The organism is Natronorubrum tibetense GA33, from assembly GCF_000383975.1.
GTDB lineage: Archaea > Halobacteriota > Halobacteria > Halobacteriales > Natrialbaceae > Natronorubrum > Natronorubrum tibetense.
The window spans coordinates 703211-716485 of record NZ_KB913017.1; the positions used below are offsets into that span (position 1 = coordinate 703211).

Here is a 13275-nt window from a genome sequence, read left to right on the forward strand (position 1 = left end):
ATGGAAGGTGCATTCTCCTACGCGCCGGCGATAGCGGCGTTCCCCCTCGCGGCCTTCGTGGTCGCGCTCACCTTCGGCAAGTGGATGCCGAAGAAGGGCGCGATCGCGGGCATCGCAGCGACGGCAGGCTCCCTGCTGTTCTCGCTGTGGATGCTGGCGGCGGTCGCGAGCGGCGAAGTGTATCACGAGACGCTCTACGAGTGGACGGCCGGCGATGCCGCCGGCGAAGTGGGCACAGAGGGGATCGCGTTCACGTTCGGGATCCTGATCGACCCGCTCTCGGCGCTGATGTTGGTCATCGTCTCGCTCGTGGCGTTTCTCGTCCACGTGTTCAGTCTCGGCTATATGAACGCCGAGGGCGAGACCGGGCTCCCGCGATACTACGCCGGACTCGGCCTCTTTACGTTCAGCATGCTCGCGTTCGTCTACGCGGACAACCTGCTGATGGCGTTCATGTTCTTCGAACTGGTGGGTCTCTGTTCGTACCTGCTGATCGGCTTCTGGTTCCGAACGCGATCCGCACCCTCGGCCGCGAAGAAGGCGTTCCTGGTCACTCGATTCGGGGACTACTTCTTCCTGATCGGGGTCGTCGCTATCGCTGCAACCTTCGGCACGGTCGCGTTCGCGGGCGACGACTCGTTCGTCGTGGCCGCCGAAACCGCGATCGCCGACGGCGACACGCTGTTCGGGTTCGACGCCCAGACCTGGGTGACGATCACCGGACTGCTGGTTCTGGGCGGCGTGCTGGGTAAATCCGCCCAGTTCCCGTTCCACACCTGGCTGCCGGACGCCATGGAGGGCCCGACCACCGTCTCCGCGCTCATCCACGCCGCAACGATGGTCGCGGCCGGCGTCTACCTCGTCGCCCGGATGTTCGGCTACTACGCGCTCAGCCCGACCGCGCTGGCGATCATCGCCTTCGTCGGCGGCTTTACCGCGCTCTTTGCCGCCACGATGGGCGTCGTCAAAGACGATATCAAGCAGGTGCTGGCGTACTCGACGATCAGCCAGTACGGCTACATGATGCTCGGACTCGGCGTCGGCGGCTACGTCGCCGGGGTCTTCCACCTCATGAACCACGCCTTCTTCAAGGCCTTGCTGTTCCTGGGTGCCGGGGCCGTCATCATCCTCATGCACCACGAACAGGACATGTGGAAGATGGGCGGGCTAAAGGAGAAAGCGCCCGTCACCTACTACACGTTCCTCGCGGGCGCGCTCGCGCTCGCCGGGATCATCCCGTTCTCGGGCTTCTGGTCCAAAGACGAGATCCTCTACGACGCGCTCATCGTCGGCATCGAGGAACCGATTATCCTCGCAGCGTACGCGATGGGGCTCGTAGCGGTCTTCTTCACCGGCTTCTACACCTTCCGGATGGTCTTCCTGACCTTCCACGGTGAGCCGCGCTCGGAGGCCGCCGAGGATCCACACCCGGTCGGCTGGGCCGTCAAGATCCCGCTGCTCTCGCTGGGCGTCCTCGCGCTGGTCGCGGGCGTCGCGAACCTCGCCCCCGTCGCGAAGATTCTGGGCGTAGACATCGTCTTCCTCGAGCACTGGCTCGACGGTGAGTACGGTGCCGTCGAGGGGCTGACCTACAGCGCCTACGGTGAGCTGTTGGCCTACGAGACCGGTGCCATCGGCTCCGAACAGCTGACGATTCTGGTCGCGGCCGGGCTCTCGCTCCTGCTCGCGTTCTCCGGAGCCGGACTCGCCTGGAAGCTGTACAACGTTCCGGAACCCGTCGCCCACAAAGAACGGCTGGGCAGCGCCCGCCGAACGATCGAGAACAACTACTACCAGGACGAGTACCAGGTCTGGCTCGCACGCGGCTTCACCTTGCCGCTCTCTCGAGCCGCCGACCGCTTCGACCAGACCGTCATCGACGGCTCGGTCAACGGCATCTCGACCGCCAGCCTCTTCGGCAGTAGCTGGGTGAAACGACTGCAGACCGGTATCGTGACGAACTACGCGGCGTTGATCGTCGCCGGGTTCATCGCCTTACTGGTCTTCCTCGGCGTCTACGGAGGGTGGTTCTGATGATGATCGAAGCACTAATCGCTGTCGCACTGGTCGGCGCGCTCGTCACGTTTATCGCGCCGAATCGAATCGCTGGCAAGCTGGCGTTCGCCATCAGCCTGGTGCCGGCCGCGCTCAGCATCTGGATTTTCACGGCGTTCGACGGCAGCGGTAACGCCTTACTCGACGGCACGCTGGCCTTCGAGTCCCACCTCGAGTGGATCCAGCTTGGCGAGTACTCGATCTCGTGGTTCGTCGGCGTCGACGGCATCAGCCTGCCGCTCGTCGTGTTGACGACGATCCTGACGTCGCTGGCGATCATGAGTTCGTGGACGCCGATCGACGACCGCGAGTCCCAGTTCTACGGGCTCATCCTCTTCATCGAGGCGAACCTGATCGGCGTCTTCACCGCGCTTGATTTCTTCCTCTGGTTCATCTTCTGGGAGGCCGTCCTGATCCCGATGTACCTGCTTATCGGTATCTGGGGCGGGCCGCGCCGGAAGTACGCCGCGATCAAGTTCTTCGTCTACACGAACGTGGCGTCGCTCGTGATGTTCGGTGCGTTCATCGCGCTGATCTTCGGCCTCGGCGACGGCGTGACGAGTTTCGCGCTGCCGGAGATCGCCAACGCGATGCTCAACGGCGGTCCCGAGGGACTGTTCGGCCTCGAGGGAACCACCCTCGCGTCGGTCGTGTTCATCGCGATGTTCCTCGGCTTTGCGGTGAAAGTCCCGGTCGTTCCGTTCCACACGTGGCTGCCGGACGCTCACGTGCAGGCACCGACCCCCGCCTCCGTGTTGCTGGCCGGCGTCCTGCTAAAGATGGGGACCTACGCACTGCTCCGGTTCAACTTCACGATGTTCCCCGACCAGGTTGAAACGTATGCCGTCCCGATCGCCGCCATCGCCGTGATCAGCGTGATCTACGGTGCGATGTTGGCGCTGGCCCAGACCGACCTGAAACGGATCGTCGCCTACTCTTCGGTGTCGTCGATGGGCTACGTCATCCTCGGACTCGTCGCCTACACCCAGTTCGGGGTCGGCGGCGCGACGTTCCAGATGGTCAGCCACGGCCTCATCTCGGGGCTGATGTTCATGGCCGTCGGCGTCATCTACAACGCCACCCACACCCGGCTCGTCACGGACATGTCCGGGATGGCCGACCGAATGCCCGTCGCCGTCGGCATCCTCGTCGCCGGCGCCTTCGGCTACATGGGGCTGCCGCTCATGAGCGGGTTCGCCGCGGAGTACTTCATCTTCTTCGGCGCGTTCGGGGCCGAGTTCCCGTACGCTCCGCTGTTTACGTCGCTGGCGATGTTCGGCATCGTCATCGTCGCCGGCTACCTGCTCTTTGCGCTCCAGCGCGCCGTCTTCGGACCGTACGAACTCGAAACCGACTACGAGGTGAGCCGCGCCCCGCTGCACGACATCGCGCCGATGTTCGTGCTGCTCGGACTCATCATCGCTCTGGGCGTAGCTCCTGACCTGATCTTCCAGATGATAACCGATGCAGTCGATCCGATCCTGAGCGGAGGTGACCTGTGATGGCGATGTTCCAGCTCGCGGAGTGGACCGCACTCGCACCGGCGTTGATCCTGGCGGGGACGGCGCTCGCGCTGTTCGTCTTCGACAGCATCTCGCCGCACTCGACCAACCGCTCGCTGCTTGCGGGCACCGCGGCCGGCGGCGCGCTCGCGTCGCTTGCCGTCGCCGTCTGGTTCATCGTCGCCGGCGTCGGCACGCCGACGGTCGACGGCGGACTCGGCGAGATCGAGCCGATTCACGGCTTCGTCATCGATCAGATGGCGCTGTACTTCATGATCATCGTGGCCATCGTCACGGCCCTGATCGTGGTGGCCAGCTACGATTATCTGGTCGGTCACGCCTACCAGGCCGAGTACTACTCGCTGGTCGTCCTCGCGGCGACCGGCATGTCGATGATGGCCGCCGCCGACAGCCTCGTGACGATCTTCATCGCCCTCGAGCTAGCGAGTCTCCCATCCTACGCGCTCGTGGCGATCCTGAAGGACAATCGCGGCAGCGTCGAGGCCGGCCTGAAGTACTTCCTGATCGGCGCGCTCTCGTCGGCGATCTTCCTCTACGGAATCTCGCTGGTCTACGGCGCGACGGGCCACCTCGAGCTGTCTGCCATCGCCGAGGTTATCGCCGCAGGCGAGGCCGACGACTACGGCGGCCTGCTCGGACTCGGCATCCTCATGCTGATCGGCGGCTTTGCGTTCAAGACGGCCAGCGTCCCCTTCCACTTCTGGGCGCCGGACGCCTACGAGGGTGCGCCCGCACCGATTAGCGGGTTCCTCTCGTCGGCGTCGAAGGCCGCCGGCTTCGTCATCCTCTTCCGCGTCTTTACGGAGGCGTTCCCGCTCGGCGAGCAGATGAACGCCCTGATCGGCTTCGACTGGACGGTCGCGTTCATCATCCTCGCGATCGTCACGATGACGGTCGGGAACTTCGCCGCGGCGACCCAGAACAACGTCAAGCGGATGCTCGCCTACTCCTCGATCGGCCACGCCGGTTACGCGCTGATCGGGGTCGCGGGCCTCTCCGCCGACGGCGGCGAACTCGTCATGGGCGCGGCGATGATGCACCTGCTCGTCTACGGCTTCATGAACACGGGTGCGTTCCTGTTCGTCGCCCTGGCCGAACACTGGGGTGTCGGTCGCACCTTCGAGGACTACAACGGACTCTCGACGCAGGCACCGGTCGCCTGCGCCGCGATGGCCGTCTTCATGTTCAGCCTCGCTGGGATCCCGCCCTTTGGCGGCTTCTTCAGCAAGTTCTTCCTGTTCATGGGGGCACTCGAGGCTTCGGCCGCCAACACGGCGATGCTCGCGGTGGCCGCCGCGCTCGTCGTCAACAGCGCGCTCTCGCTGTACTACTACTCGCGGCTGGTCAAGGCGCTCTGGATCGAAGAGCCCGCGACCACCCGCGATCGACTCGCCAAACCGACCGGGCTCTACGCGGCGATCGTCGTCGCCGCCGTGATGACGGTGCTCATCCTCCCCGGCTTCGGGCCAGTCGTCGACGCCGCGCTCGAGGCCGCGGTGGCCGCTCTGGGCTGAGGCGCTGCGATATTCGACTCGGGAGCGCAACCGCGGGCGGTTCGCGATTGCGCCGGAACTGACTTTTTGCGGTCCCTTCGAGCGCGGACCCGGTAGCTTTTCCCGCACGGGATTCCAAACCGGGAAATATGGTTTTCCGGCTCGTGCTCGGGTGCGGAACGGTGGGCCGCCAGGTGGTCGAACAGATACCCGAGCGCACCGGCGACGCCCGCGACCGACTGCTCGTTGTTACCGACGACGAGGGCGTCGTCGAGACGCTTCGCGACGAGAGCATTCCGGCCCGGTATGCCGACCCGACTGATCCCGAAGTGATCGCGAACGTCGAACAGGCCGACGTGATTTTCGTCGCCAGCGACCGCACCGACGTCAATCGGGCGGTCCTCGAGCGAGCGCGCGAGCGGTTTCCGACGGCGTCGATCGTGGCCTATCTGGGCGGGAACGTGGCGTCGTCGGATCGAACACGGTTCGAGGAGCTCGCGGATCACGTCGTCGACGCCAAGCGCGCGATGGTCGATCACGTCATCGACGGCGTTGCGCGGCCCTCGGCCGGTGCCGCGATCGGCCTCCGAAAACAGCTCTCGACGATCGACGGCCGGCTCGCCGTCGTCATGCACGACAACCCTGATCCGGACGCGATCGCGAGCGCCGTCGCGCTGGTCGAGATCGCCGCGGAGGTTGGCGTCGACGCCGACGCCTGCTACTTCGGCGATATCTCCCACCAGGAGAATCGCGCGATGGTCAACTTGCTCGATCTCCGGCTCCGTAATCTCTCGCCCGAAGACTCACTTGGGGAGTACGACGCGTTCGCGCTGGTCGACCACTCCCGACCCGGAGTCAACGACCAACTCCCCGAGGACCTCCACGTCGACATCGTCATCGACCACCACCCGCCCCGGGGTCCCGTCCCCGGCGAGTTCGTCGACCTGCGCGAACACGCCGGCGCGACCAGCACTGTCATGACCGACTACCTCGATCGGTTCGGTCTCGAGCCCCGACGGGCGACCGCCACGGCGTTGCTCTACGGCATCCGGATCGATACGAACGACTTCACGCGAGAGGTCTCGCCGGCCGATTTCCAGGCCGCGTCGATCCTCTGGCCCCACGTCGAGACGTCCGTTCTGCGCCAGATCGAGCAGCCTACCGTCGAAGGAGACACTCTGGATACGATCGCTCGAGCGATCAAGAACCGCATCCAGCGTGGCTCGGTCGCCGTCGCGAGCGTCGGCCGACTCGCCAACCGCGACGCCTTGCCACAGGCAGCCGATCAGTTGCTGTCCATCGAGGGTGTCGAGACGACGCTCGTCTTCGGCTTCAGAGACGAGATGGTGTTTCTCTCCGCTCGATCGCGGGCGAGCGACGTCGATCTCGGCGAGACGCTCCGGGACGGGTTCGACCGGATCGGCAGCGCGGGCGGCCACGCCGACATGGCCGGTGCCCAACTCGAGATCGGCATTCTGGGGAGCGCCGACGACGAAGACGAGATCGAATCGATCGTCAGCGTCGTCGAGGAGGTGATCACGAACCGGTTCTTCGAAGCGATCGAAAGTCGACCGGGAGTCTCTGTCGGGGCCTACACCCAGACCAGCGAGTGGCTGTTTTCAGTCGACGACGAGGACGGAGTGAGTGAGCCGACACGCTCCGACGACGAGGGCGAACTAGAAGGCGGGGAGTCGGCGTAACACGACGGGCGAGAGATCGACGACGGCGGAAACCGGACCTATCAACGGCCGGGAGCGGATAGTGACGGCAGTCACCGACGGGAGGACACGCTTTTGCGCGCGGAGTCCCTCGAATGAGGTATGGAGGTCGCGTCGGACAGAAGCAAACCCCAGGTCCACGAGTACATGACGCGCGACGTGGTGACGGTCGCCCCCGACGAAACCGTCGGCGACGTCGCGGCGCGGATCGCCGAAAGCGACGAGCACAGCGGCTTTCCCGTCTGCGAACGGCGACGCGTGGAGGGGTTCGTCAGCGCCCGCGATCTATTGCTGGCCGACGACGACGAGCCGATTTTCAAGGTGATGACGACGGATCTACTGGTCGCCCACCCCGATATGAAGGTGACCGACGCCGCTCGCGTCATCCTCCGATCCGGCATCCAGAAGCTGCCGGTCGTCGACGACGCCGGGAACCTCGTGGGGATCATTTCGAACGCCGATGTCATCCGCAGTCAGATCGAGCGCGCCACGCCCGAGAAGGTGGGGAAACTGATGCGAACGCTCGAGCAGATCCACAACACCGAACTCGAGCAGGAACGACGGACGGTCTCGCTCGCGGAACTCACGCCGACGCAGGGCCGGGTCTACGCCGACGAACTCGAGGGGCGACGGTACGAACTCGAGCACGGACTGGCCGAGCCGTTGGTGGTCATCGACAACGGCGGCACGAAGTTGCTCGCCGACGGCCACCACCGCGTCATGGCGTCGGACCGGTTGGGGATCGACGAGATGGACGCCTACGTCATCGTCGTCGATCAGGCGATCGAACTCGGGATGGCTGCCACCGCGGAAAAAGAGGAACTCGAGCGGATCGACGACATCGAAATCGTCGACTACGCCCGCCACCCGCTCGTCGAGACGACGAAGCGGTTGCAGTCTGGGAAGTAGCCGACTACTACTCTTCGGTCGGAGACTGTTGCCGAGTGTCCTCGACGCGATCAGGTCTTCGAGCACGACTGTCGGGCTTGCTGTCTATTGGTGAAGACTATCCGTCCTCGGACAGTATCCCGGTCGATGGCAGGTACCCCTTCCGGACCGACGGACGTCGACCGCGTTCTCGTTGCCGGTGCGAGCGGAGAGACGGGCCACGAACTGCTCTCCGTCCTCCGGCCGACGGATCTCACCGTTCGAGCGACGACGCGATCGTACGCGAACGTCGACACCCTCGAACGACTCGGCGCGGACGAGGTGATCGTCGCCGACTTCTTCGAGTCGGCCGACGCCGTCGCCGCGGTCGAAGATTGCGACATCGTCTACTGTGCCCTCGGCACGCCGGCGGGCGTGCGCCACACGCTCGGCGGGAAACTGGTCGATCGAACCGGCGTTATTAACCTCATTACGGCCGCGATGGGGGCTGACGCCGACTACTTCGTCCACGAGAGTGCGATCGGCGTAGGCAGTTCGAAGACCGGGATGTCGCTCCCAGCCAGACTCCTGATTCGCGGCTCGCTCCGTGCCAAACGGGACGCCGAAACGGCGCTGCGTCGGTCGGGGCTGGGGCACACGATTATTCGCCCCGGTAAACTCACCAACGCGCCGCCCAGCGACGACCCCGTCGTCGGCGAGGGTGGCGACTCGGTGTCGGGATCGATCGCGCGGGCCGACGTCGCCCGCCTGATGGCCGCCGCGCCGTTTACGCCCGACGCACGGGACCGCACGCTCGAGGTCGTCTGTCGTTGCGGCCTGAGCGAACCCCCACGGAATCTCGTCGACGTCGACTGGGCGTTCGATCGGCTCGAGGAGAAGGAACTCGAGGAGCGAGAGCAAACAGAGGGAGATCAGACACGACGCTAAGTGCCACTGCGGACCAATTCCCCGTTGCTGACGGCCACCGTCCCCTGGTTGAGCCGAACAGCGTCCGCCTCGAGCGCGGCCGAGATCGCGATATCGCTCGATTCCTCGGTGGCTCCGTTGCCAACGGTTCCCCGGCCGTTTACAGAATCAGAGTTGTGATCAGGCCGACGATCCCCGCGAGCGTAAATCCCACGCCCGGGACAGCGATTAGTCCGCCGAATATGAGATACAGCGAGCCGGACCGACGGTTATCCGAGAGCACCGTTTGCTGTCCGCCGGCCGAGATTTCGAACCAGTTGCCGCCGGTAACGGTAATCGCACGACCAGACGCTCGCCCATCACGGCTCGAGTCGACAACGTTCCCGCCGAAGACGTGGATGTCGTCACCCGATTCGAGGCGCAGTTCCCGGTACTGACGGCGACGGGAATCGCTCGCATCGCCGACGCCGCCATCGCCGTCGCCTTCGGACAGCCCGACGGCCTTCAGACGCTCCAGCGCGTCGTACTCGAGATTCGAGCCGTCGGTCCACCCCGTCTCGGTCGCCCAGTCGTCCAGGGAAAGGACAGCGTTCGTCGGATCGACCGCCACGCTGTCGGTGTCGTCTTCGACCGCAAAGGGGACGCTGGCCGACGTCCCACCGTCGAACGTCCAGCGATCGTCCTCGGTGACTTCGCCGTCGGTTTCGACGCTTTCAACCGCGTCGGTAGCCGCGCCAGCCCCGCCGTCCACGGAGTCGATATCGTTCCGGGTGGTCCCGTCCGCTCGAGACCGAGCCTCAACCGTGTAGGCCAGACACGGCGCGCCGGTGACGGGGGCCTCGAGGGTCCCGTCGTCGCCCTCACGTGCGCTCCCCTCGAACGCGACGAGGCCGCTCGCCGCGGGGACGTCGCGCAGTGCCGTCGGCCCGGTCTCGCGGAGCGCTCGAGCGGTCCGCATCCGGTTGACGCCGATGGAGGCGACGTACAGCCCGGCACCGAGAAGTGCGAGTCCGACTACGGTGACGGCCCCAACGACAAACACGTCCGTCGACAACATATCGGTCGGTTACGGTCCGGGAAGGATAACTCCCGCGACACCGACCGGAGACGCCGCAGTTTCCCTCGGTCGCGTCGCTCGTCGAGCGGTTCGAGAACGGGTGCCGTATTGTGGCGCGACCGACGCTTACATCGCATTCTCGTCGAACCGCGTGATCACCTGTACGACTACCAGCAGCGTCACCAGGAAGACACCGATCGTCACCCCGCCGTAGAGTCCGAACGTCACCGGCGAGACAGGAACGGCCATCTCGAGGATGGCGATCTCCTCGAGTCCGGTCCACGCGGGGAGCACGTAGCCCAGCAGTGCGCCGAAGGCGGCAGTCACGGCGATCAGTGTGGCGACGAAACCGACGACGCGCCGGCCGTCGAGTTCTCGATCGTCAGTCACGCGAGACCGTTCGTCCGGTGGGACCGAGGGTGTTGCGTTTTCGCCGCGAGTTCGGAAATCGGTGCTCGAGTCGCCGGGCAATCGTGTTCGACAGATGAAATACCAAAGTCGTTTGGAGCCACTGGTATTTCCGGCCACAGTATACGTCTGCACACGGCAGTTCGAGGGGGCCGGACCGGTACCTTCACTGCCGTCGCACTCCCACTTCACCCCCACCCCCACCCCATCCCCCGGGAACTGCCCGGTTCGTGTCTGTGGGTGTGCATCCTCCGACGGCCACGATCGGGCCCGATAGCTGTAGTGCTCGGACTCGCCGTCACACCGTTTTGCATCTCCTCTCGTCCCCACAGCCTCGTGTAGAGCATCCGTAGACTCCGATGCGACCGACTCCGACGACGAGAGAACGCGACGACCGCTCGCCGTCGTCCGCTCTCTCGTTCGCACTCGAGTAGTCGGCCGTCATTGGCGACGGCTACCACGTCCGACAGATATAGTAGCCACTGAAAGTCAATGCACACCTGATCGCACGGCGGCTGTGCGATCAGGTGTACATCGTTTCAGTTGTTACTATAGTAGCTAGGTCTCCGCATCGGATCCGTGACTGTGATCGACCCGTGGCGGTTCGTCGATGCAGGTGCGGTTCGTCGCCGCTGGACGATTCGTCGCTGACCGGCGTCAGTCCTCGCGATCGACGACGAACTCGGTGAACTCGAAGAGCTTTCGGGTCGTCTCGTCGTCGAACTCGAGGCCGTCGATCGCTGCCCGAGCCTGCGCTGCGAGATCGAGGGCGTGTTCGCGAGCGTACTCGAGGCTGCCGGCGTCTTCGATGATCTCGAGGGCTTCGGTGATCTCCTCGTCGGTGTTCTCGTCGGCGCTGAGAATGTCCTGGAGCCGTTTGGCGTGTTCGGGATCGCTCTCCTGAATCGCGTGGATGACCAGCAACGTCTGTTTGCCCTCTCGGATGTCGTTGCCGAACTCCTTGCCGAAGTCGCCGGCTCGGCCCAGCGAGTGTTCGACGTCCAGTATGTCGTCGCCGATCTGGAAGGCGACGGCCGTCAGTTCGGCGTACGCCGCGACGGCTTCTTCGACCTCACCGGGTTGGTCGGTGACGATCGCCGCGAGTCGGGCGACGATCCGGGCGAGACAGCCGGTCTTGCACGCACACATCTCGAGGTACTGTTCGGGCGTGATCCGAACGTCGCGTTCGTTGTGCCAGCAGATGTCCATCCCCTGGCCGAGGTGGGTCCGGTTGAGTTCGCTCGTTAGCATCTCGTAGGCCGCGAGCCGACGATCCGCCGGGAGGTCGGCGGGGTTTTCGGTCAACACCTTTAGCGGCAGGAAGTACAACGCATTGCCGGCGTTGAGCGCGATGTCCTGCCCGTAGAGGTGGTGCAATGCGCGTTCGCCCCGCCGGATCGTGGCCCCGTCCTCGACATCGTCGACGATGATCGTCCCGTTGTGCAGAATCTCCGGGATGCAGGCGTAGTGGATATACTCCGCTGGATCCTCGCCGAAGCCCTCGACGAAGACGAGAAACAGCACCGCGCGCCAGCGTTTTCCGCCCCGATCGAGCAACTCCCACAGTGGCGTCGAGAGGGCCCGCTGGATGGCGGTCGGATCGTACTCGTAGGTGGGGGCGCCGAAGAACGACTCGAGGTAGTCGGCGTCGATTTCCCGTGGGACCAGGTCGGCGATAGCCTCGTCGATAGCCGGCCGCCAGTCGGCAAGCGTCTCCCGCAAACTCGACTCGAGAAGGAGGGGGCTCAAAAAGATTCCCAGCTCTACCTGTCAGTACCGAAGTGTGTGAGCAAAGAACACACTTCCGTCTCGATCGAACAGTTCCGAGAACGGTACAGTTACACGCGCGTACGTTCACCAATCCGGTATGAGTAACTGGATCGGCGACGTCTTCACGAGCGACGTCGGCTGGGACCACCTCGAGAGTCTGGTCGATATCGGCAACCGAATGGCCGGCAGCGACGGCGAGCGCGAGGCCGCCGAACTGACGCGCGACGCACTGGTCGAGGCCGGGGCGCGGAACGTCCGCCTCGACACCTTCGACATTCAGGGCTGGACCCGCGGCGAGAGTTCGATCACGGCCCGTGAGACGACCCAGGAGTGTATCGCGCTACCGCGCAGTCCGGCCGACCGCGTCACCGCGCCGCTGGTCGACCTTGGCTACGGTCTCCCGAGCGATTTCGAGGAGCGCGACCTCGAGGGGAGCGTCGTCATGGTCCGCAGCGACATTCCGGACCACTACGATCGGTACCTCCACCGGCGGGAGAAGTACTATCACGCCGTCGAGCACGGTGCCGTCGGCTTCGTCTACCGCAACCACGTCACGGGCTGTCTACCGCCGACTGGAAGCGTCGGGACCGACGACGAGCCGATCGGTGAGATTCCGGCCGTCGGCGTCTCGAGCGAGGTCGGCGCGCGACTCGCTCGACGGTTCGACGGCGACGAGATCGAACTCGTGGTCGAGGCCGACGTTCACGAGGCTGAAAGTCAGAACGTCCACGCCGAACTCGGGCCTGACACCGACGAGCGCGTGCTCGTGACGAGCCACGTCGACGCCCACGATATCGCGGAGGGTGCCCTCGACAACGGCGCCGGAACCGCGATGGTCGTCGAACTCGCGAACGCGCTCGCGAAGCGGGCGGACGACCTCGAGACTCGCGTCGAGTTCGTTGCCTACGGCGCGGAAGAGGTCGGCCTGGTCGGCTCCACCCACCACGCCGAGACGACCGACCACGAAACGATTACGGCGATCGTCAACAGCGACGGCGTGGTCCGCGATCGAACGCTCTCCCTGACGACCCACGGTTTCGACGACCTCGAGGCTGCGGCGACCGAGATCGGCGAGCGCTACGGCCACCCGATCGAGACGGTGCCGAAGATGGGACCCCACAGCGACCACTGGCCGTTCGTCCGGTGGGGCGTCCCCGGCTACCACGTGAAGTCGACCTCCAACGAGGTCGGCCGCGGCTGGGGCCACACCTTTGCCGACACGTTCGAGAAACTCGAGCAGCGGACACTCCGGGAACAAGCGATTCTCCTGACCGATCTCGTCGTCCACCTCGCACGCAAAGATGTTACCGTCGAGCACCGGGCACCCGAGGAGATCGCGGCGGCCCTCGAGGCCCAGGGGCTCGCTGAGGGGATCAGAATTACGGGCGACTGGCCGTACGACGAGTAGGGTGATGATCAAGGGGGAGGCAACACGGACAGCCAACCCCACGTTTTTT

General features: G+C 65.0%; 10 protein-coding genes. 7 read left to right on the top strand and 3 right to left on the bottom strand.

The genetic code is table 11. The annotated features are described in order from the left end of the window. The 6 genes from nuoL to NATTI_RS0103720 all read left to right on the top strand — a co-directional run bounded on the left by nuoL (nt 1) and on the right by NATTI_RS0103720 (nt 8604). Nucleotides 1-2034, top strand: coding sequence for an NADH-quinone oxidoreductase subunit L (nuoL, locus tag NATTI_RS0103695; protein ID WP_006089396.1), 2034 nt, complete (start codon nt 1-3; stop codon nt 2032-2034). After that, nucleotides 2034-3557 (top strand): complex I subunit 4 family protein, encoded by a 1524-nt coding sequence (locus NATTI_RS0103700; RefSeq protein WP_006089395.1) that lies wholly within the window; start codon nt 2034-2036, stop codon nt 3555-3557. The genes nuoL and NATTI_RS0103700 overlap by 1 nt, the downstream gene beginning before the upstream one ends. Further along, the gene (locus NATTI_RS0103705) at nt 3557-5092 is read left to right on the top strand and encodes an NADH-quinone oxidoreductase subunit N (protein WP_019991612.1); all 1536 of its coding nucleotides are present in this window, start codon (nt 3557-3559) and stop codon (nt 5090-5092) included. Before NATTI_RS0103700 ends, NATTI_RS0103705 begins: the two co-directional genes overlap by 1 nt. 128 nt (nt 5093-5220) lie before the next feature. Beyond that, entirely contained in the window at nt 5221-6771 is a 1551-nt protein-coding gene (locus NATTI_RS0103710; RefSeq protein ID WP_006089393.1) for a DHH family phosphoesterase, read from the top strand. A gap of 120 nt (nt 6772-6891) precedes the next feature. Continuing rightward, nucleotides 6892-7698 (top strand): CBS pair associated ParBc domain-containing protein, encoded by an 807-nt coding sequence (locus tag NATTI_RS0103715; RefSeq protein ID WP_006089392.1) that lies wholly within the window; start codon nt 6892-6894, stop codon nt 7696-7698. A 126-nt stretch (nt 7699-7824) separates the two neighbouring features. Further along, the gene (locus NATTI_RS0103720; protein ID WP_006089391.1) at nt 7825-8604 is read left to right on the top strand and encodes an NAD(P)-binding oxidoreductase; all 780 of its coding nucleotides are present in this window, start codon (nt 7825-7827) and stop codon (nt 8602-8604) included. A 139-nt stretch (nt 8605-8743) separates the two neighbouring features. Here NATTI_RS0103720 and NATTI_RS0103725 read toward each other — a convergent pair whose 3' ends face one another. The 3 genes from NATTI_RS0103725 to NATTI_RS0103735 form a co-directional block, all read right to left on the bottom strand. Next, nucleotides 8744-9640: a hypothetical protein gene (locus NATTI_RS0103725; RefSeq protein WP_006089390.1), complete on the bottom strand. Its 897-nt coding sequence runs from the start codon at nt 9638-9640 to the stop codon at nt 8744-8746. A gap of 126 nt (nt 9641-9766) precedes the next feature. After that, on the bottom strand, nt 9767-10030 hold the full coding sequence (locus tag NATTI_RS0103730) for a DUF7520 family protein (protein ID WP_241434287.1): 264 nt from the start codon (nt 10028-10030) through the stop codon (nt 9767-9769). 675 nt (nt 10031-10705) lie between these two features. After that, nucleotides 10706-11770, bottom strand: a complete 1065-nt coding sequence (locus NATTI_RS0103735; protein ID WP_006089388.1) for a polyprenyl synthetase family protein — start codon at nt 11768-11770, stop codon at nt 10706-10708. Nucleotides 11771-11915: 145 nt separating this feature from the next. Between NATTI_RS0103735 and NATTI_RS0103740 the strand changes: the two genes are divergently transcribed. Then, nucleotides 11916-13226 carry a M28 family peptidase gene (locus NATTI_RS0103740; protein WP_006089387.1) on the top strand — a complete coding sequence of 437 codons (1311 nt, stop codon included), beginning with the start codon at nt 11916-11918 and terminating at the stop codon, nt 13224-13226. The last annotated feature ends 49 nt before the right edge of the window (nt 13227-13275 follow it).

Bases quoted from the DNA above. Each gene is read 5' to 3' on its own strand.
- NATTI_RS0103725 (WP_006089390.1), bottom strand. From the start codon at position 9,640: ATGTTGTCGACGGACGTGTTTGTCGTTGGGGCCGTCACCGTAGTCGGA.
- NATTI_RS0103700 (WP_006089395.1), top strand. From the start codon at position 2,034: ATGATGATCGAAGCACTAATCGCTGTCGCACTGGTCGGCGCGCTCGTC.
- NATTI_RS0103705 (WP_019991612.1), top strand. From the start codon at position 3,557: ATGGCGATGTTCCAGCTCGCGGAGTGGACCGCACTCGCACCGGCGTTG.
- NATTI_RS0103740 (WP_006089387.1), top strand. From the start codon at position 11,916: ATGAGTAACTGGATCGGCGACGTCTTCACGAGCGACGTCGGCTGGGAC.
- NATTI_RS0103715 (WP_006089392.1), top strand. From the start codon at position 6,892: ATGGAGGTCGCGTCGGACAGAAGCAAACCCCAGGTCCACGAGTACATG.
- nuoL (WP_006089396.1), top strand. From the start codon at position 1: ATGGAAGGTGCATTCTCCTACGCGCCGGCGATAGCGGCGTTCCCCCTC.
- NATTI_RS0103720 (WP_006089391.1), top strand. From the start codon at position 7,825: ATGGCAGGTACCCCTTCCGGACCGACGGACGTCGACCGCGTTCTCGTT.
- NATTI_RS0103710 (WP_006089393.1), top strand. From the start codon at position 5,221: ATGGTTTTCCGGCTCGTGCTCGGGTGCGGAACGGTGGGCCGCCAGGTG.